Raw genomic sequence first — 20,624 nt, 5'->3', positions numbered from 1 at the left:
GATAGGGAGGATGGTTTCTTGGATAAACGAATTCCCGTTACAGTAATTTCCGGTTATTTAGGTGCAGGCAAAACAACGCTGATTTTACATTTATTAAAGTGTAAGGAACAGCGCCGAGTTGGTATCATTGTGAATGACTTGGCGGCTATTAATGTTGATGAAAAAACGATTCAAAAAAGTCCTTATTTTTCAAAAGCAGATCGGTTGGTGGCCCTCACAAATGGCAGTATTAGTGGATCGTTGCAGCAACGCCTAATTGATGCAATTTATCGGTTGGCTGATTCAGGCGATGTTGATTTAATTTTGATCGAATCATCCGGAGTGGTTCAACCTGACATGGTTGCGAAATTCGTTTCAAGAGGTGAGAATACGGATGGCCGGCCCTTAGACAAAATTTGCCGATTGGATACTAACGTGACAATTGTTGATGGCTTTCGCGTCTTGCAGCAATTTGTTCCAGGGCGTGGTGAATACAATCAGGATTTTACGCAAAGTAATCAACTGATTATTAATCAAATTGAATTTTGTGATGTTTTGTTATTCAATAAAACTGATTTATTAACACCTAATCAGCAAGATTATTTGGAAAAGTTTGTTCGCCAGCTCCAGTCCCATGCCCATTTTTTAGAAGCGAAGTTTGCGATTGTGCCGGTTAACCAGGTGATCAATACACATCTATTCAATGAAGAAACTGAACTGGCTGACTATGATCGATCTGATGATTTAAGTCAATTTGAAGAACGACATGATTTAACATTTGGAATTGAGTCCTTTGTTTACCGTCGGCGCCGGCCGTTTAATCCTCAGCGATTCAATCATTTCTTGGATCACTGGTCGCCAACAATTACCCGTTGTAAGGGCGTGATGTGGCTGATCACCCAACCAGCCCGAGTCTTCAACATTTCACAATCCGGTCGCGCAATGGACATTATTCCGTCCGGATACTGGGTGGCAACTTTGAAGGACTGGGAGATTAAAAAGATGTTTACGGTCCGAAAAAATTTGCGAGAAATCTGGGATAACCGATTTGGCGATCGCGTGATCGAACTGGTCTTTATTGGTCAAAACATGGATAAGCAAGCAATCATTCGTGATTTGGATCATTGCTTGGTCCGCGAAGACGAGGTTGTTGATTCACGGGATGATCCATTTAAACTTAAGCATGAATAATAAAATAAGTGATCATTAATTCAAAAAAGAAGTCCAGACGCTAATTTTACTATTTTGGGCTTCTTTTGTGTTACTTAAACCAGCTAAGCAGCTTATTTAAGAAAGTGTTAGATAAAAAGTGAAAGTGGTCTAATTCTCATCTCAATCTCATTTAATTAAAATACTTATTGACAGTCTCATTACTTATCTTTATCCTAATATTTATAAAGTTAATTGATTTTTATACAATGAGAAGGGGCATGGTGAAAAATTATGAAGAAGATTGGATTTATTGTCGGGGGTGTTGCTGTAAGCGCGTTACTGCTTGCCGGTTGTGGTCAAAAATCGTCTGGTGGCAGTGAAAATGATGGTCATTTAAAGGCAAATATGGCCGCAAAGCAAACTGTGAACTGGTCTGAGACAACAGAATTAACAACCATGGATCCTTCAAAAATAACCGAGCCAATTGATATTACAATGGTTGGTAATACAGATGAGGGACTATACCGGTTAGGGAAGAATCATAAATTAATCCCGGCAATTGCGACAAAGACTCAAGTGTCTTCAAATGGAAAAACATATACATTTACACTTCGAAAGGGCGTTAAATGGAGTAATGGTGATCCCGTAACCGCTAAGGATTTTGTCTATAGTTGGAAACGGACAATCAACCCCAAGACGGCCTCCCAATATGGTTACATATTTGACGGCATCAAGAACGCCAACAAAATTCAGGCTAATAAAGCCAAAGCCGGTTCGTTGGGGGTTAAGGCGCTTGGAAACTATCAATTGAGAGTCAACTTGGAGCGACCTATTCCGTATTTCAAGCTATTGATGGCTTTTCCAATATTCTTTCCACAAAATCAATCAGTTGTGACTAAATACGGTCAGGCATATGGCACGAGTGCATCAAAGACCGTTTATAATGGGCCATTTAAGATGAAAGGCTGGACTGGGACTAACGATAAGTGGCAACTAGTTGCTAATCAATCTTATTGGGATAAGAAGCACGTTTATCTGAAACAAATTAACGATCAAGTGATTAAGGATCCATCGACAACTTATAATTTATATCAGAGTGGCCAGGTGGACGTTGCCACTTTGTCCGGGACACAAGTTAAGAATGAACTTAATAACAAAGATATGCATGTTCTGAAGGATTCACGAATCTTCTATCTTGAATTTAATCAGCGCACGCGCCCGTCTTTTAAGAATAAAGCATTACGGCAAGCATTTGCTTACTGTATTGATCGTCAGTCATTCACCAAAAATGTGTTGGCGGATGGGTCAGTTCCCGCTCAAGGGTTTGTGACACCTGGATTAGCCAATAATCCCAAGACCGGCGAGGACTTTACCAAAGAAGCCAAGCAGGGGAGCACCGGGATTGAATATAATCCGACAAAGGCTCGGGCAAAATATAAAGAGGCTTTGAAACAATTAGGTAAAAAATCACTTAGTCTGCAAATTCTGTCTGGTGATACAACGGCGGCTAAACATTCTGCGGCCTATGTCCAAGGACAACTGGAAAAGATTCTGCCTAATTTAAAAATCAGCATTTCTTCGGTTCTATTGAAGACGTTAATTCAACGACAAACCCATCATCAATTTGACTTTTTCGTTTCAAACTGGGGAGCGGATTATTCTGATCCGTATACGTTCTTACAAATTTTGCAATCGAACAATACCTTTAACGAGGGTGGTTGGACGAATAAACAGTACAATAAATTAGTTCGACGGTCAGCTTCGGTTGATGCTAATCGACCTCAACAACGTTGGCAAGATATGCTTGCAGCCTCAAGGGTAATTATGAAAGACCAAGGTGTCGCACCAATCTATCAAGCAACCATTCCCCAAATGCGAAATCCAAAGATCAAGGGAATCGTTTATAACAGTGCTGGTTTATCGTTTAATTTAAAGGGAGTGTATGTCGCAAAATAGGTTTATCGGTTAATAACCGATGTTTGATAAGTATCGAAACAACAAGCGGATCGCCAAGCCATTTTGACTTGACGATCCGCTTGTTTGGTCACCCCATGAACAGGGTCCGATTATCAAACGCCAACGATCATCGGACGATATTTCAATCGATTGCTATCGATGCCACTTTGTCCACCGGCCGGCAGTGTATGTAGCGAGTGTATGCCCTTTAACAATCAATGTTACTGAAAGGAGATCCGTTGACCAAACGCGAATATGGTGGGCAGAATATACTTTAACTCGCTTGACCTTGGAACTGATCGTGTCATTGGCAACGTGATAGTAACCATGCTTAGCAGTGAATTGATTATAAATCTGGTGATTCTCACCGTACCATCGGTGTCGAAATACAGTTGGAATTGTCCGGGTATCATAACTTGCGTTGGCGGTTTGTGGTACTTGGGTGGCTAGTCCTAAGCCAACACTCATGATGACAATTATTGCGGCATGTTTAATAGTCATTTTTTGCATCTCCTGTAATTGAATTTAATTAATTGTTATTACTCTATATTATAGGTAAATATGAATCATAAAAACAATCATAGTCGCAATAATTTTTGTTGGCCAAACTGTTAACAGATTCTTTTGAAGCGTTTTAATTTAAATAGACAAAATAATTGTGACATCACCCTTTATAATGAAGAGGATTGTAACCGTTTAAAAACCGGTTGAGCTTTTTATCTATTTTATTAAGGAAGGTAACTTTAATATGAGTGTTTCCGAACCAAAATTAAGCACAATTTCCCAATCTGCAAGTTTTCAAATGCAGGAAAAGTTGGATAATTTGTCCAAACCAATTAAAGGTCTGGGTCAGCTTGAAGCGCTTGCTGATCAGCTGGCAGCAATTGAAGGTCGTATCGATCTCCAAACTGTTAAGCGGACCTGTTTGGTGTTTGTTGCTGACCACGGTGTTGTTCAAGAGGCGGTTTCGGCAACATCCCAAGAAATATCAAATGTTTTAGCAGATAATGTTGCAAACGGATATGCTTGTGTGAATGCCGTTGCTAAAAGTAATCATTGTAATGTTGAAGTGATTGATGTTGGTCTATTTGGCGATTCTCATAGCCCTAAAATGATTGATCGAAAAATCCAGCGCGGCACTCATAATATATTAGTGAAGGATGCAATGAGTCGCCAAGATGCCGTTAAATCCATTCAAGTTGGTTATGATATCGCGCAAGACGCAATTTCAAAGGGAAATCAGATGCTGCTCATTGGTGAGGTTGGCCTTGGAAATACAACAGCTTCGTCAGCAATTGTTGCGACAATGTTATCATTACCGGTTGATGTTGTGGTTGATAAAGGATCAGATATTTCAACCAAGCAATTTGAGCACAAAAAACAAATTATTAAAGATGTTTTGACCAATCGACAACCGAACAAGGCTGACCCAATCGATGTATTAAGCAAGGTTGGCGGATTTGAAATTGGTGCCAAAATTGGTGTGATGTTGGCAGCAGCGGAAAATCGAATTCCATTATTTTTAGATGGTTTTATTTCAGATGCAGCAGCGTTATTGGCTGAGGCAATGTATCCGGGAATTGCAAAACATTTTATTGCTTCTCATTTGTCTAAAGAAAAGGGAGCGGCGAAAGCACTCGATTATTTAGGACTGAAGCCATTACTGAATTTGGGCTTGGCAGTTGGCGAAGGCAGTGGTGCGGTTCTGGCACTGTCATTAGTGGATGTCATGCAGTCGATCCTGACTAATGAGAATACGTTGGGGGATTTGAAGTTCGAGTATGAGAATTAAAGAGTGCGAAATGAGACGCTTTGATCCCAGAGTATAAGGACCCCGGCAAATATTCCTGAATTTGGAATGTTTGCCGGGGTCCTTATACGGCCGGGATCAGTCTCATTTCGCACGTTTCGACTAGGTAGCCCATTCCTGAATTTGGAATACCGACTTGACTAGCTTATATGGCCGGGGTCTGCTTGCTGGGCGCACGTTTTAGCAAAGTAGCCATTTCTGAACTTGGAATGTTTGCCGGGGTCCTTATACGGCCGGGTCCTGTTTTAACCAAATAAGTTTTCACAGATTTAAACTGAAAACTAAATCCGATTAAGCAGAATACATGTCCATTCTTAATTAGAAACCCTTGTTATCAACGCAGGTCAAACCGCTTGATAATAGTTGTTAAATGGTCTTAAACTATGTAAAATTAGATTGTTCCACTGTTCGAATAATGTGTATTGAACCAACGGAGAAAGAAGGGATCGTTTTGACTAATTCGGAAAAAAGCAATCATTCAGTTGCTCAACTTGTCGCAGATCATATTTTGAGTCAAAGATTAAGTCAGCAGTTTTTCGACAAAAAGTCGACCAGATTGCGTCATAGTCAAGAGGACGCGTTAAACGCCTTTGAAACGATTAATCAAAATGGGAATGCAAAGAAGCCGCAGAAACTTAAAAGAGTTGAATTGGTTTTTGAAAACGCCGAATCCATTGTTTTAAATCCCAAATTTATTTCCAGGGTGATTCTGCAACATCCCTTTGATCGGGAAAACGATCCATTTAAGCTGATTGGTTTCTTTTTAATCTTTAAGGATACGGTAGCTACAATTGGTGAACTTCACACATATGGCGGCCCCGATGGTCTTGATCGGTTTAAATCCTATCAGGATATTGTCTCGATTGACCTTGCGTATAAAGATGGGTCTTTTGAAAGTTATGAGATTGATTGGTCACCGCTTGCTCATCAAAATGAAACTAACGATAATCAGCATACTGTTGTGATTGACGGCTCAACATATTTGTATGCACTACCGCAAACGCATTTTAAAATGACTGAAGTGATTAAGTCGGCATTAGAGGCTGACCATTTTGACCAAATAGTTCAGGAATTTAGTCTGACTAAACAAGATTATAACGTTGATGAAATTCGCCAAATCTTCCAGCATCAGCTTAGTGAAATGTTGAAAGTATCCGTAAACCTTGAGCAAAAGAAGCCAACTTCGCGTCAATTTGACTTGCTCGTTAATCAAATTGATGAGGATGAAGATTTTCAAGGTAACAATTGGGATCCGACGTTAACTGATCGTCAAACTCATGAGATATTTGGTGGTGTCAATCTCGAATCCTATCATAATTTGATGGCAATGGATGTGATTATTCCCGATGTTGATCAATTTTGGCAGGGATTTACCTGGTTATTGTGGGAAATCTCCTGGTATGGGATTGATGCGGGTGAACGTCAGGAAGCCATTGAGCAAGCACACCAAGAGCTTGAAGAATCTGAGGCGGAACTTCAGGAATTTGAAAAACAAACGCAACAAATGAAGCAGTTTATTGATTGGTATGTGACCCAGCATATTTCAGATATTAATTTACCTGACTTTGTTGCGACTTATTGGCCGTTGACTGATGGGATGAAGGAAAATTTAATTGACGATGATGATCAGACAGAAGTCACGGTTCTTAAGCAGGATCCGGATCTGTTAGCAGATTTTATGGCAAAATACGGTGCTGAATATCAGTTATTTGAAAGGGAGGATAATCAATAATGGATGTCGAAATAACCAATTTTAGAGGATTGGGTGGTTATCCGGTTGCTAACGGTAAAATGAAAAATGGCTTGTTGTACCGTGGCGGCCAAATTGATAATTTATCATCAGACCAGGTCACATTCTTAGAAGATGATTTAAACATTGCCAGAGTTGTCGACTTCCGCAGCTTGGATGAAGCCAAACAGTTTCCTGACACAATTTGGCCCGGCGTCATTTATCAACCAATTGATGTGTTGGTTGATGCCAAGAAGAGTGGGGTCAGTATTCAAGGAATGATCAGCAATGCCGGTGATATCAGTCAAGTCATGTTGGCAACATACGCTCAGTTGGTAACGAGTGATTCGGCTCAAAAGGGTTATCACCAATTTTTTGAAGAATTGGTTGAGGACCCCAAGCCGACTTATTTCCATTGTTTTGCTGGCAAGGATCGGACCGGAATTGCGGCTGCCGTTATTTTAAAAATGCTTGGTGCCAGTGAAAAAACGATTTTTGATGATTATTTACTGACTAATCAATTACGAAAAAAAGCGAATGCCCAGCTCATTAACCAATTGGCAGACAAAATGACCGCGGCACAGCAGCACGCCATGGCAAAAGCATTAGTTGTTGATCGTAGTTATTTAGCACATTTTTTTGATACAGTTAAGCGTGAATATGGTCAATTTGAGACATATTTGCGTGAGGGGCTTCAGTTAGAACCTGGTTACGTCGATCAGCTACGATCTTTATATGTCACCGAATCTTTTTGATGAGTTAACTTCCGAGTTCAAATGATTGCTTGAAGTGACAACTGGCACTAAAATGACCTTACTTAAGTGAAGTGTGTCATCGATAATGAGTTGTCGAGGCATGTTTTAAATTTAAAAGGGGAGTTTTATTATGGCTAAATTAAATCAAGCAATGAAAGACATGATTGCCGGTGAATTATCGTACATTGCCACTGTTGATGGCGAAGGTAATCCGGATGTTGGTCCTAAAATTTCAATGCGGGTCTTAGATGATGAACATTTAATTTATAATGAAATGACAGGTGGTCAGACCCAAGCCAATATTAATAATAATGGCAGGGCAATTGTGGCAACTGCCAACGCAAAAGCTTTAAAGGGATTTCGTTTTGGTGGTCCGGCGAAGCTCTATACTGATGGTCCTTATTATGAGCAAGCCAAAGAATGGGCGACCGGAAAGTTTCCTGTTCCTAAAGCTGCTGGGATTATTACCATTGAAAAGATTTGGACGTTGGATCCAGGACCTAAAGCCGGCAAGATTTTTGAGGAATAACGGTTAAAAAACTGAAGCAATAAAAATACCGTCAAAGTTAAAGTGACTACTTTAATTTTGGCGGCATTTTTCATGTTCGAAAAATTTTTGAGACAGCCAATTTCTTCGGATTTTTAATTTAAAAGTGCCACGCCAAGGGTTAAGTAGGTGGCGAAACAAAGCCATAGAAAATAAGGAATAAGTAGAATACCGGCGGCTTTGCTTACTGAGTAAAATTGAGCCATACAAATCCCAACCAGCAGGTCCATCATTAGGATAATAATCAACCCGATCCAATAGAGGTTACCGTTGAAGAAGATAATACTCCAGATGAAATTTAATAGGAGTTGAGAATAAAAAATAATCAGATTCGGAGTTCGAAGCGAGTGAGCCGATCGATAAATTAAATAACCTGAAATGGCAATTAGCAGATATAAAATTGGCCAAATAATGCCAAAAACAACGTCAGGTGGTGAAAATGGCGGTAATGCCAAATCATGGTAAACGGTCTTAATGTCTCCAGCAAGCAATGATGAAAGAATTCCCAAGCCCTCGATTCCGACAATCGATCCGACCATGATTCCGAAATTCTTAATCTTTCCTGATTGCATCAAATCGCCTCCCTTTGTAAATCTATCGTAGCAAATGTACCGACTGAGCCAAAATTTGACGCTTCGAGGTATTATTTTCAGATTGGTGATATGACAATGATTAAATTTTGATGTTGGTGTCCTGATTACGCCGATAATAACAATGACGATTTTGGGGTTTTGTTCCTAGTGTAACGAAAAAGATCCAATCAAAAGCTGATTTTTGTCAGTTTCTAACTGGCTCTGATATTAGATTGGTTATAATCATATTAATCCTAATAAAAACATGATGCAACACCCGTGGTCATTACATTTCTGATTGATTAATCGGCCAACGTAAATCTGCTCTTGAAGGTGCCACAGTTACAAGCAAAACGATGATTGGGCCAAGAATTGGAATAAGACTGACTAAGACCAGCCAATTGCTGATCCCAACATCATGAAAACGACGAGCTCTTAGCGTAAAGTCTGCGATTCCTACAAACACAATAAATGTAAAAAATAACAAAAGCAAAATGCTGTGCCAGATAGAATCTGGGATGATCCCGAGGTGACACTTGAGGGGTTGGAGCAGTAATCCAGATCGCCATTGATGGGTGACAAAACAGTACGTTTCAAAAATGCCTGTGTTAATTATCCATGGGATAAAATACTGTAAGCGAGTGGCTTTGCCGGTAAAGACGAATGCCGTCGTCCAAAATTCTATGTAGCTGCGAATCATAGTTATTCCTTTCTTGGATCAAATGCGTTTGACATTATTTTGAGGCCAAGTGATCCCAATTACTTATTTGTGAGCTGCTTTGCCTGAGATTAAAGTGGCATCGTCCATAATCCAACCGTGTTTTTGAACATAAAGCCAATGGACATTTTTAGTGTCAATCTTTTTGGTTATTTTGTAAGTGGTATGCGTCTTGGTAACATTATTCGTAAAACTAATGGGCGTAAACGTCACTTTTTTTGAATGATCAAAGAGGTGAGCGTTATAGAGAATAAAATGGCTCTTATTAGAATGAACGAGTTTTGGTGTTTGATAAATTTGGTGTTTGGTTACAAAAAGAGTCACAGATCCCAGCGCGTTTGTCCGTGAACTTGATTGTTGGGCAGCCTTTGCTGATAGTGGTGTCACTGCAAAGGCTGACAGGGTGAGCGTAGTAAGGATAAGTAATTTAGCGGCTTTCTTCATTATTTGACGTCTCCTTTAAAAACAATTTCCTTGAAAATGTTAGCGCATTAAGTAATTGCTTCTATTAGCATATGATTGATCAATTTAATTGTTAAATTCGTTTGGAAATGATTAGCAATTCAGCTATGAATCATTAATGGCACGTCAGGACGAAAAATAGTCAATCAGGCAAACCGCATACTTGTTGGCTGGTGAGCAAGGATAACTTTCAGTTATTACAGTAGATGTGCTGAAAGTATTAGATAGGGTGACTTTGTAAAGATAAACTGAATGTGTTAGGAGATACTGGGTTCAATGAATTGGCATATCTGTTGTTCCCACTTCCTAACCCTGTCACTAATTAATTAAAGGAGAGCTATCAAGAATGAAAACAACATTATTTGTAAAACCAGGAAAAGTTGAAATTGAGAATACTGATAAGCCAACGATTCAAGCTGAGGACGATGTTATTCTCCGCGTTGTCCGGGCGTGTGTCTGCGGTTCGGATTTATGGGCATATCGTGGATTGGAAGATAAAGCTGCCAACTCAATGAATAGTGGTCACGAGGCCATTGGCATTGTTGACTCGGTGGGTGATGCGATTACCACCGTTAAACCAGGCGATTTTGTGATTGCACCATTTACCCACGGTTGTGGTCATTGTGCTGCGTGCTTAGCTGGCTTTGATGGTGACTGTCAAAGCCATTCAGATAATTTTAGTGTCGGTGATCAAGGCGAATATGTCCGTTTTCAGCATGGTGAATGGGCGTTAGTTAAAATTCCAGGTCAACCTGAGGATTATAGTGATGGGATGCTTAATTCGTTACTAACGTTGGCTGATGTCATGGCAACCGGATACCATGCTGCTCGGGTTGCCAATGTTAAGTCGGGTGACACGGTGGCCATTGTCGGCGATGGTGCAGTTGGCCTGTGTGGTGTCATTGCTGCTCGAATGCGTGGTGCAAAGCGGATTATTGCAATGAGCCGTCACGAAGACCGACAGAAGCTTGCCCGTGAATTTGGCGCAACCGATATTGTCGCTGAACGTGGTGATGAAGCTGTTAAAAGGGTGCAACAACTCACTAACCAGTCCGGTGTCGATGCCGTTCTTGAGTGTGTCGGTTCGGCTCAATCAAACGATACGGCCATGAAGATTGGTCGACCGGGGGCGATTGTTGGCCGGGTTGGATTGCCTCATGAACCTAAAGTCGATTTAACCGATTTGTTTTATGGCAACATTAGTATTGCCGGAGGACCAGCTTCAGTAACGACTTACGATAAAAGCATTTTGTTGAAGGCGGTTTTAGACGGTGATATTCATCCTGGAAAAGTCTTTACGAAACGATTTGGGCTTGATCAAATTGATGACGCTTATCAAGCAATGGCTAAGCGTGAAGCAATTAAATCATTGGTGATTGTAAGTAACTAAAACTGATTGTCATTAGATCGGATTAATGGAACTGGGACATGTATTTTTTGTTTCAGTTCTTTTTCTTGTTCAATATGGGTTTAATAAATGATTTTCTCTATAAATTCCTAATATACTATTCCAAAAGGATATCGAAATAAATATAATTCGTTAAGTTTTATAAAAGCGACCGAGATTTTCAAAGCATTTTGACACAATATCCAGTCTGGACGCAATATGCTATTGAAAATATATAAATTAATAAATAGTACCATTCACTTTTATATATCAGTATTTACAAATTTAATATTCATTGGGCACATGATCCTCATGAATATCATAGGTAAAGTAATGATTTGTCGATTGCAATTTTGAGAGATTATTTTTTCTATGATAATCTTTTGATTGTAAAGTGTGTGAAAGGTTGAACAACTATTATGCTAGCTGCTAGTCAGTTTACCGATATTACATACCATACAGCAAATTTGAGTTTAACTTATCTTTTTAAAGTGAGGAGCATGACTATGACTAACGATTATACAAAAGAAAATTCAGGTTACACAATGACCACGGTCGCTGAAGAAGCTGCTCGTTGCCTTCTATGCCACGACGCCCCATGTTCAAAGGCCTGTCCAGCACATACCGATCCAGCAAAATTTATTAGAAGTGTCCGATTTAGAAATTTTAAGGGTGCTGCTGAAACAATCCGTGAAAATAATGCCTTGGGCTCAATTTGTGCACGAGTTTGTCCAACTGAAAAATATTGTGAGTTGGCCTGTTCTCGTAGTGGTATTGATTTTCCAATCGACATTGGTGGGATTCAAAGATTTGTTACCGACTTTGAGCAAAAAGTTGATATGCATATTTTAAAAAAGGGTAAATCTAATGGTAAAAAAATTGCGATTGTCGGTAGTGGTCCTGCTGGTCTTCAATCAGCAGTTACTTTGCTTGAAAAGGGGTATTCGGTAGATATCTTCGAAAAAAATACTAAGCCCGGTGGCTATCTAACATATGGAATTCCAGAATATCGACTTCCGAGTGATATTGTTGATTATGAAGTTAAACGAATCACGGACATGGGGGCCAACATTCATCTTGATACCTCAATTGGTGAGGACATCACGATGGCTGATTTAAAATCAAATTACAAAGCTGTTATTTTAGCAATTGGTGCCAGTGAAGCAAAAATGTTACCTATGTTTGATAACAACAAGTTTACAGAATCGGCAGTTGATTTTTTGGCCCATGTTAAACAGACTAAAGGCAAGGTAACCCTACCTGATAATATCGTTGTTATTGGTGGTGGCGATGTTGCAATGGATGTTTCAACTACCTTAAAGCGACTTGCCGTCAAGAATGTGACGGATGTTGTTTACGAGGAGTTTGATGAATTTAAGGCTTCCAAGAAAGAGTTAGCCGGTACTAGGAATGCCGGTGTTACAATTGTTGACGGCTACATTCCTGACAAGGTTAATGGTAACGAAGTAACTTTTAAACATCGTAAAATTGATTCAAAGTTAACTATCAAAGCAGATAAAATTATTATGGCCGTTGGCCAGCAGGTTAATCCAGATAGATTAGGAATTACGATCGAGCATGGTGAGGTTCCATTTATTGGTTATCGCACTGAGGATCCACAGGTATATGTAACTGGTGATATTGCCCATGGTGATAAGACCGTTGTTTGGGCAGTCCGCAAAGGAAAAGAAGTTGCCGAAGAAATTGACAGCGTATTAGGAGGTAGCAGTAATGATTAATAAAGATTTATCAATTGATTTTCTGGGTGTCCATTTTGAAAATCCATTCTGCCTGTCTTCATCACCAGTCGATAATTGTTACGAAATGTGTGCTAAAGCATTTGACGAAGGTTGGGGTGGGGTTGTTTTTAAGACAATCGGTCCAGCACATTTTGAAGTTGACGAAGTATCACCTCGATTTGACGAATTAACAAAAGAGGGAACACCGTTTGTTGGATTTAAAAACATGGAACAAATTGCTGAACATAGTCTTCAAGAAAATCTGGATGACTTAAAGAAGCTTAAGAAAAATTATCCCCAAAAAATTGTTATTGCATCAATCATGGGAACTAATGCTCAGGATTGGGAAGATTTGGCAGGCTTGGTAACAGAAGCCGGTGCAGATATGATTGAAATGAACTTATCATGTCCACAAATGACTTCCCATGAGATGGGATCAGATGTTGGAACTAATCCAGATCTTGTTCAAAAGTACTGTGAAGCTGTTAAACGGGGGTCCGACTTGCCGATGATGGCTAAAATGACCCCAAATATTACTGATATGATACCTGCAGTCAAGGCAAGCCTAGCCGGTGGCGCCGATGGCATTGCGACAATTAATACGGTTAAATCAATTGCCAACGTTGACCTCGATAAAAAAGTTTGCTTGCCTATCGTGAATGGTAAATCGTCAATTTCTGGATTTTCAGGAAAAGCAGTCAAGCCAATTGCACTCCGATTCATTCAGCAATTGCGCGCTGCTGCTGGTTTAGAACAGTTAGCTATTTCAGGAATTGGCGGCATTGAAACCTGGGAAGATGCTGTTGAATTCATTTTGTTAGGATCAACAACATTACAAGTGACTACAGCGGTTATGCAGTATGGTTATCGCATTGTAGAAGATATGAAAAATGGTTTGATGCATTACATGGAAGAACAAGGCGTTGATCACTTAAAAGACTTAGTCGGCTTGGCAAACAAGAATATTATTCCAGCGGAAGATCTTGATCGTGATTACAAAGTTTATCCAAAAATTGATTGGGATAAATGTATTGGCTGTGGCCGTTGCTTCATTTCTTGCTTTGATGGTGCTCATCAAGCGATTACTTGGGATGAAAAGTCTCGTCGACCATCTGTTGATTATAGTAAGTGTGTTGGATGTCAACTCTGTAATTTAGTTTGCCCGGTTGGTGCAATTTCGACTGGTAAAATTGAAATGAAACCTGGACGTAAGGGTGATCCTTCGAAAGTTGATATTGAATCAGTCAGATTAACTCATTAATCACTAGTACGTTGAGGCAAAGAATAGAATAAACTTATTAGGCTCTTTTCTTAATCACAAAGAACAGCCACCGAAGTGCAGGGACTCCGGTGGCTGTTTTTACTTTGAATTTACGTTTTTGTGATTTTGCAGCGCTCGTTTGGTTTCGCATTCATACTGACAGGCTTTGCAGCGCCCCTGTTTAGATAATCGAATTAAGCTAATCACCTGATAAAGTGCAAATAAAATAACGATAATTATAATAGTAAAATTAGCAATTAAAACCATTTTGAAAATCTCCTTTCACATGAATAAAGAACCAACTTGATAGATTAGAAACGCAATTGTATAAGCAATGGCAAAACTGGAAATTGCAGAATAAAATGACCACTTTATGGAACCGGTTTCAATCTTAATTGAAGCAAGCGTGGAGAAGCAGGGAATATAAAGCAAAATGAAGACTAGCAAACTATAAGCAGAAAGGGGAGTTAACAGCGAGCTAAAAGTGGCAATTAAATCAGTAGAGGCGGATAAATGAAATAAAACAATCATACTTGAACTGATAACTTCCTTTGCAACAATACCGGTCAATAATGCACTCACAATTTCCCAAGATGTCACACCGATCGGAATGAATAATGGCAGCAGCGCCTTTCCAAGGTATGCAGCCCAACTATGATTAATCATGGGGGTTGGACCTTGAAAGTTGAGATTAGAAATTAGCCAAATTAGGACAGTTCCTGCAAAAATAACTGTGCCAGCTTTTCTGATAAATCCTTTTCCTTTATCCCATGTTCCTTTTGCAATGATATCCAATTTAGGTAAATGATATTCAGGCAATTCAATAATAAAATCAGAATCACCCTTTATCTTGAACGTCATTTGATAAATTTTTGCCATTATAAGTGCGATAATAATTCCCAGGAAATATAGTGATAATACAATAAGTGCTTGATTTTTATTGAAAAAAGCGGAAACAAACAAGCTGTAGATTGGAAGTCTAGCAGAACAACTCATAAATGGTGAAATCAGTGTTGTCACTAATCGCTCCTTAGGTTGCTCAATTGTTCTGGCGACCATAATTCCAGTGACATTACAGCCAAAACCGATAATTAAAGGAATAAATGATTTACCATTTAAGCCGATTAATTGCATGATTCGATCCGTGACCAGTGCCGCTCTGGCCATATAACCAGAATCTTCTAAAATTGAGATACACGCAAATAAAACAAAAATTTGTGGAATGAATGTTAAAACGCCACCAACTCCCGCAATAATGCCATTAACAATTAGTGATCTTAAAAATGGTATTGCACCAATAGTCATCAGAAAATGTGAGGCGAAATTTGAAACTGGTCCGCTCAAGAATATATTTAATGTCTCAGATAGTGGCGTCCCCAGCCAATCAAAGGATAGTTTGAACATCAGATAAAAAATTCCGGCAAAAATTGGTAATCCTAAAAATGGATGAGTAACGATGCGATCAATTTGATTAGTGAGTTGGTTTGATGACTTGAACTTTGTTTGAAATCTCGCTGACCTTAATGTTTCTTCGATAAATGTCATTCTTGTTGCAAAAATTTGGGATTCAAATTTTTGCTGATCATAGAATTCCTCTTGATCAATCAGTGGCTTCAGTTTATTCTTCGCCGCATATTGCCTGATGGGTTCATTCTTATTCATAAACTGAATGGTAATCCATCTGGAAAAATCGGCAGTCATTTGAAATTTTGTCGTGAGTTGACTAACTGCTTTAAAAATTCCTTCCTCAACTTGATTTGAGTAGTTTAGTTTGAGTGTTTGAAATTGCGATGATCCGGAAATCGTTGTAAGAACCTCTTCGCGTAATTGACCGATTCCTTTCTTGTTTCGGGCGTTGGTCGTTGTAAGTTGACAATGTAATCGATCTGACAGAGTCGTTAAGTGATAACCAGAGCCTGTTTTTTTTAAATCATCAATCATATTTAAAGCAATCACGACCGGTATTCCTGATTCTAATAGCTCAATTGTGAGTAACAGATTTCGTTTCAGTTGACTAGCGTTGGTCACATTTAAAATCAGGCTTGGCTTGTGGTTTAGTAGGTATTCAACGGCAACATCTTCATCTTTTGTGATTGGGTTCAGTGAATATATGCCCGGTAGGTCGACGACTGTCGTTTTGGAATGGCGTAGTTTACCAATTTTTTTTCGACGGTGACGCCTGTCCAATTTCCGACATAGGCGTATTTATCTGTTAATTCGTTAAATAATGTTGTTTTGCCTGTGTTTGGATTTCCGAATAATGCCACAGTGGTCATTAAGAGTCTCCTCCTATGAGTGATTTAAAAATAGGATACCGAAGCGCAATCCGTTGTTGGTCCATCTTGATAACTACCGGGCCATGGAAGGGGTAGACTGAAACAACTTCAATTCGACTGCCGGATTGAATCCCAAGGCTGTGGAGTCTTCTGGTTGTGGGGCTATCTAATTGATTTAATGACTGAACAGTAAATCGAGAATGGGTGACTTTTTCAACAGATAATTGCATATAATCAAGACCTTTCTACTTGGAATATTTTTATCGTAATATTCGTTAATAGTTTAACATGCAACCAATTTATGAAATATTAGGGGAATGCCTAATATTAATTGACTATCATTCCGGATTACAATAATAGCGTGCTTAGTTAAGCTCATTGGGAGTTAATTAGAAGCATATTTAGACGAAATATAACATGCGTATATAATCACATGGATATGCCGACCAATCCTAAACATAATTACAAAAGGAATATTCCTATGGAATAAAAAATGACTAATGGGGGTCAAATTATGTCAACACTCGAAATAAAAGATTTACATGTCGAAGTTGAAGATGAAGAAAATCAAGAGTCCAAAGAAATTTTGACAGGCGTTAATTTAACAATGTCAACTGGTGAAATTCATGCCATTATGGGACCGAATGGAACTGGTAAGTCTACTTTATCGCAGACAATTATGGGGCAGCCTGCTTATCATGTTACCCAGGGAGATATTTTGCTGGATGGTGAGAGCATTATTCATATGCCTGTTGATGAGCGTGCGCGTAAAGGGTTGTTTTTGGCCATGCAATATCCAGCCGAAATTCAAGGTGTTACCAATGCTGAATTTTTGAGGGCAGCAATTAACGCACGACGACCCAGCGATGATCAAATTTCAGTTATGTCATTTTTAAAATTGCTTGATGAAAATTTAGCGTTATTGGATATGAACGAATCGATGACTGAGCGTTATTTAAATGAAGGTTTTTCCGGTGGTGAAAAGAAGCGCAATGAGATTCTTCAATTACTAATGATCAAGCCAAAGTTTGCTTTGTTGGATGAAATTGATTCGGGACTTGATATTGATGCACTTAAAGTTGTTTCAAAAGGCGTTAATTCGATGCGTGGTGCCAACTTTGGTTCTTTGATTATTACTCACTATCAACGACTGCTTAACTATATTACCCCTGATGTTGTTCACGTAATGATGGGGGGTCGAATTGTCAAAACCGGTGATGCGCAGTTGGCCAAGACTCTTGAAAAAGAGGGTTATGCTGGATTACGCGATGATTTGGGAATTAACGTCGCCCTAGTGGATGATAATTAAAGGGAGGGTGAAAAGATGCAAGCCATTAAGAGTAAAGATATTGAAGCACTAATTTCGTTTGCTAAAGATCAAAAAGAACCAGATTGGTTAATTAAAGAACAAGTTGTTGCACTCGAAAATACAAAAACTGCTTCATTGCCAAAATTTCAACGATTTGATTATCGTGGATGGCAATTAACGCCACGATTGATAAATTATCCGAATCATCAACTTAGCTCTCCAACCGTTGAAACCTCGACCACTGTTACCAAAATCGTCCAATTAGCTGATGAAACGCTTAAAATCGATCTTCCGGAGAAATTGATTAGTCAGGGTGTTATTTTAACTGATATTTTTACAGCTTTTCGTCAACATTCAGCATTGATAAAATCTTATTTCATGAATGTGATTAAAGCAGACGAGAATCAATTGACTAGCTATCATTTGGCCCATTTGAATGCAGGGATCTTTTTATATGTCCCTGAAAACGTAGTGATTGACCAACCAGTCGAAATGGAAATTATTCAAGATAGTAAAAAACAAGTCCCACTGGTTTCACATCTTTTAATTGTTGCAGGACCTAGTAGCAAATTTGCTGTTACTCAACATTTGAGTACGCGTGGGGACCATCGGTGTCTTGCTAATACAATGGTTGAGATTGTTGCTGAGAAAAATAGTGAGGTTAAATTAACGTCACTAGATGAGCTTAGTCAACGAACAACCGTGAGCTTCAACCGAAGAGCATTTGTTAGAGATAATGCAGAGGTTGATTGGACAATTGGTCTAATGAATGCGGGAAACACGATTGGTCAAACTGATACGGATTTAGTGGGTGAAGGATCAAAAACTGACACAAAGGTCATTGCAATTACTGGGAAGGATCAGCGAGTCGGGATCAATACCAAAATTACGAATCGTGGCAAACATTCGGTTGGGAATATTTTGCAGCGGGGAGTGTTACTTGGGCAATCGGAATTGATTTTTAATGGGATTGGCGACATTATCCATGGTGCATCTGGTGCAAATGCCGAACAAGAAAATCGAATTTTAATGATGTCACCAGGAACACATGGTGATGCCAATCCGATTTTATTAATTGACGAAAATGATGTTTTGGCAGGTCATGCAGCCAGTGTTGGTCAAGTTGATCAGCAGCAAATGTATTATCTTATGAGTCGGGGGATCGATAAAAGAACGGCGTCACATTTGGTTATCCGGGGATTCTTAGGTGCAGTATTAACTGCAATTCCATCGAAAAATGTTAGAAAACAGTTAATTGAAATAATTGAAAGGAACTTAAAAAATGGCTGAGGGATTTAATCAATTTCGAGCAGACTTTCCAATTTTGCAGCAGACAGTCAACGGAGAACCGTTGACTTACCTTGATAATGCTGCCACAGCGCAAAAGCCAAATCAGGTGATTAGCGCACTGACCGATTACTATCGATCTGATAATGCAAACGTTCATCGTGGTGTTCACACATTGGCAGAACGTGCTACGTTAAAATACGAAGCAGCTCGAAAAAAAGTGCAAACATTTATTAATGCCGACGAATCAGCTGAAGTCATTTTCACAAAGGGAGCTACTGACGGGCTAAATCTGGTTGCAAGTACGTATGGAGAAGAAAACGTTCATGAAGGTGATGAGATTGTGATCTCAATCACGGAGCATCACAGTAATTTGATTCCCTGGCAGCAATTAGCACTTCGAAAAAAGGCAACACTAAAGTATATTGGGTTAACCCCAAATGGAGAAATTGATTTAGATGATGCTGCCCGTCAAATAACAGATCAGACAAAAATTGTTGCAATTACTCATGCTAGTAACGTAATGGGAACAATCACACCTCTCAAGAAAATTGGTGAACTTGCCCATCAACATGGGGCGATTTTAGTTGGTGATGGTGCCCAAGCAGTTCCCCATATTAAAGTTGATGTTCAAGATCTTGATGCTGATTTCTATGTATTTTCCGGACATAAAATGATGGCACCAACCGGCATCGGGGTTCTCTATGGGAAACGGCAATTATTAGAAGAGATGCCACCCTATCAGTATGGTGGTGAAATGATTGATTTTGTTAATTTATTTGATAGTACTTGGACTCAATTGCCTTGGAAATTTGAAGCTGGTACCCAAAATATTGCTGGCGCAATTGGTTTGGGAATTGCGATTGATTATCTAAATACGATTGGCATGGCGCAAGTAACGGTGCATGAGCAGCAATTAGTTGATTATGTGTTGCCAAAATTGGTAGCAATTGACGGTGTTACGGTATTTGGGCCACATGATCCCAGCAGACATACAGGCGTCATTGCCTTTAATATTCAGGGAATCCATCCACATGATGTTGCAACCGCGTTTGATATGGACGGTGTAGCCGTCCGTGCAGGACATCATTGTGCTCAGCCATTAATGAACACACTTGGGCAGGTTGCTATGGTTAGGGCCAGTTTTTATCTATATAATACCCAGACAGATGCTGATAAATTATTGTCGGCAATCAAAGATACAAAGGAGTTCTTTAATTATGGGGCTGTCAAAGCTTAATGGATTATATCGAGAAGTTATTTTAGATCATTCGAGTCATCCTCACCACAAGCATCATCTAAGTCAAACGACTAATAAAATTACCATTAAGAACCCGACTTGTGGCGACGTCATCAATATAGAAATTAAATTAAGTAAAACTGGTTTGATTGAAGATATTGGATTTACCGGGGATGGGTGCACGATTAGTCAGTCTTCAGCAAGTATGATGACGGATGCAGTTATTGGAAAATCCCAAAGTCAGGCGTTGCATATGGCAAAAACCTTTTCAGATATGGTGATTGGCAAATCGCATTCTCAAACTGATTTAGATCAACTGCAAGACGCTGCCATTTTGTCCAGCATTATGAGTTTTCCTGCAAGAATTAAATGTGCAACATTAGCTTGGTGGGCGTTGCAACGTGTATTACTAGGTGAAAAAAATATTAATGAGAAGGGGGCGTAA

Annotated in this window: 18 protein-coding genes and 1 pseudogene; 13 read left to right on the top strand and 6 right to left on the bottom strand. The window is 39.3% G+C overall.

From position 1 onward, the window contains the following. The first annotated feature begins 18 nt into the window (after window positions 1–18). Entirely contained in the window at window positions 19–1,170 is a 1,152-nt protein-coding gene (locus FC85_RS15355) for a CobW family GTP-binding protein (RefSeq protein WP_162255407.1), read from the top strand. A gap of 252 nt (window positions 1,171–1,422) precedes the next feature. Beyond that, window positions 1,423–3,087, top strand: coding sequence for a peptide ABC transporter substrate-binding protein (locus tag FC85_RS02235; RefSeq protein WP_057863940.1), 1,665 nt, complete (start codon window positions 1,423–1,425; stop codon window positions 3,085–3,087). A gap of 153 nt (window positions 3,088–3,240) precedes the next feature. Here the strand turns inward: FC85_RS02235 and FC85_RS02230 are convergent, their stop codons facing one another. Then, window positions 3,241–3,588: a hypothetical protein gene (locus FC85_RS02230; protein WP_057863939.1), complete on the bottom strand. Its 348-nt coding sequence runs from the start codon at window positions 3,586–3,588 to the stop codon at window positions 3,241–3,243. Window positions 3,589–3,835: 247 nt separating this feature from the next. Here FC85_RS02230 and cobT point away from each other — a divergent pair, with 247 nt between their 5' ends. From cobT to FC85_RS02210, 4 genes are all read left to right on the top strand, one after another. Beyond that, the gene (gene cobT / locus FC85_RS02225) at window positions 3,836–4,879 is read left to right on the top strand and encodes a nicotinate-nucleotide--dimethylbenzimidazole phosphoribosyltransferase (protein ID WP_083484863.1); all 1,044 of its coding nucleotides are present in this window, start codon (window positions 3,836–3,838) and stop codon (window positions 4,877–4,879) included. Window positions 4,880–5,348: 469 nt separating this feature from the next. After that, window positions 5,349–6,629 (top strand): hypothetical protein, encoded by a 1,281-nt coding sequence (locus tag FC85_RS02220; protein ID WP_057863938.1) that lies wholly within the window; start codon window positions 5,349–5,351, stop codon window positions 6,627–6,629. Further along, window positions 6,629–7,381 carry a tyrosine-protein phosphatase gene (locus FC85_RS02215; protein WP_057863937.1) on the top strand — a complete coding sequence of 251 codons (753 nt, stop codon included), beginning with the start codon at window positions 6,629–6,631 and terminating at the stop codon, window positions 7,379–7,381. Before FC85_RS02220 ends, FC85_RS02215 begins: the two co-directional genes overlap by 1 nt. A 130-nt stretch (window positions 7,382–7,511) precedes the next feature. Then, window positions 7,512–7,910 (top strand): pyridoxamine 5'-phosphate oxidase family protein, encoded by a 399-nt coding sequence (locus FC85_RS02210; RefSeq protein WP_057863936.1) that lies wholly within the window; start codon window positions 7,512–7,514, stop codon window positions 7,908–7,910. Window positions 7,911–8,023: 113 nt separating this feature from the next. On the opposite strand, the gene FC85_RS02205 is transcribed toward FC85_RS02210, so the two are convergent. The 3 genes from FC85_RS02205 to FC85_RS02195 all read right to left on the bottom strand — a co-directional run bounded on the left by FC85_RS02205 (window position 8,024) and on the right by FC85_RS02195 (window position 9,662). Next, the gene (locus FC85_RS02205; protein ID WP_057863935.1) at window positions 8,024–8,500 is read right to left on the bottom strand and encodes a TspO/MBR family protein; all 477 of its coding nucleotides are present in this window, start codon (window positions 8,498–8,500) and stop codon (window positions 8,024–8,026) included. Between the two features lie 286 nt (window positions 8,501–8,786). Further along, window positions 8,787–9,200 (bottom strand): DUF805 domain-containing protein, encoded by a 414-nt coding sequence (locus FC85_RS02200; protein ID WP_057863934.1) that lies wholly within the window; start codon window positions 9,198–9,200, stop codon window positions 8,787–8,789. Window positions 9,201–9,263: 63 nt separating this feature from the next. Beyond that, window positions 9,264–9,662 carry a hypothetical protein gene (locus FC85_RS02195; protein WP_057863933.1) on the bottom strand — a complete coding sequence of 133 codons (399 nt, stop codon included), beginning with the start codon at window positions 9,660–9,662 and terminating at the stop codon, window positions 9,264–9,266. Between the two features lie 364 nt (window positions 9,663–10,026). Between FC85_RS02195 and FC85_RS02190 the strand changes: the two genes are divergently transcribed. The 3 genes from FC85_RS02190 to preA all read left to right on the top strand — a co-directional run bounded on the left by FC85_RS02190 (window position 10,027) and on the right by preA (window position 14,067). Then, window positions 10,027–11,070 carry a zinc-dependent alcohol dehydrogenase family protein gene (locus FC85_RS02190; protein WP_057863932.1) on the top strand — a complete coding sequence of 348 codons (1,044 nt, stop codon included), beginning with the start codon at window positions 10,027–10,029 and terminating at the stop codon, window positions 11,068–11,070. Window positions 11,071–11,573: 503 nt separating this feature from the next. Beyond that, window positions 11,574–12,806 (top strand): FAD-dependent oxidoreductase, encoded by a 1,233-nt coding sequence (locus FC85_RS02185; RefSeq protein WP_057863931.1) that lies wholly within the window; start codon window positions 11,574–11,576, stop codon window positions 12,804–12,806. Continuing rightward, window positions 12,799–14,067, top strand: a complete 1,269-nt coding sequence (preA, locus tag FC85_RS02180) for an NAD-dependent dihydropyrimidine dehydrogenase subunit PreA (protein WP_057863930.1) — start codon at window positions 12,799–12,801, stop codon at window positions 14,065–14,067. Before FC85_RS02185 ends, preA begins: the two co-directional genes overlap by 8 nt. A gap of 282 nt (window positions 14,068–14,349) precedes the next feature. Here preA and feoB read toward each other — a convergent pair. Together feoB and FC85_RS02170 are read right to left on the bottom strand one after the other, a co-directional pair. Continuing rightward, window positions 14,350–16,343, bottom strand: a pseudogene (gene feoB, locus FC85_RS02175) (ferrous iron transport protein B). Further along, window positions 16,343–16,573 carry a FeoA family protein gene (locus FC85_RS02170; protein WP_057863929.1) on the bottom strand — a complete coding sequence of 77 codons (231 nt, stop codon included), beginning with the start codon at window positions 16,571–16,573 and terminating at the stop codon, window positions 16,343–16,345. The pseudogene feoB and the gene FC85_RS02170 overlap by 1 nt, the downstream one beginning before the upstream one ends. A 284-nt stretch (window positions 16,574–16,857) precedes the next feature. On the opposite strand from FC85_RS02170, the gene sufC reads away from it, so the two are divergent. Genes sufC through sufU form a run of 4 tightly spaced genes read left to right on the top strand, consistent with a single transcriptional unit; the run spans window position 16,858 to window position 20,624 of the window. Then, entirely contained in the window at window positions 16,858–17,652 is a 795-nt protein-coding gene (gene sufC / locus FC85_RS02165; protein WP_057863928.1) for a Fe-S cluster assembly ATPase SufC, read from the top strand. A gap of 15 nt (window positions 17,653–17,667) precedes the next feature. Continuing rightward, the gene (gene sufD / locus FC85_RS02160; protein WP_057863927.1) at window positions 17,668–18,942 is read left to right on the top strand and encodes a Fe-S cluster assembly protein SufD; all 1,275 of its coding nucleotides are present in this window, start codon (window positions 17,668–17,670) and stop codon (window positions 18,940–18,942) included. Further along, complete coding sequence (locus FC85_RS02155; RefSeq protein WP_057863926.1) at window positions 18,935–20,179, top strand: cysteine desulfurase; 1,245 nt, start codon at window positions 18,935–18,937, stop codon at window positions 20,177–20,179. The genes sufD and FC85_RS02155 overlap by 8 nt, the downstream gene beginning before the upstream one ends. Beyond that, on the top strand, window positions 20,160–20,624 hold the full coding sequence (sufU, locus tag FC85_RS02150; protein WP_057863925.1) for a Fe-S cluster assembly sulfur transfer protein SufU: 465 nt from the start codon (window positions 20,160–20,162) through the stop codon (window positions 20,622–20,624). The genes FC85_RS02155 and sufU overlap by 20 nt, the downstream gene beginning before the upstream one ends.

The organism is Lentilactobacillus diolivorans DSM 14421 (genome assembly GCF_001434255.1).
Taxonomy (GTDB): domain Bacteria; phylum Bacillota; class Bacilli; order Lactobacillales; family Lactobacillaceae; genus Lentilactobacillus; species Lentilactobacillus diolivorans.
The sequence above is the reverse complement of the archived record's forward strand: the minus strand, read 5'-3'. Positions and strand labels throughout refer to the sequence as shown.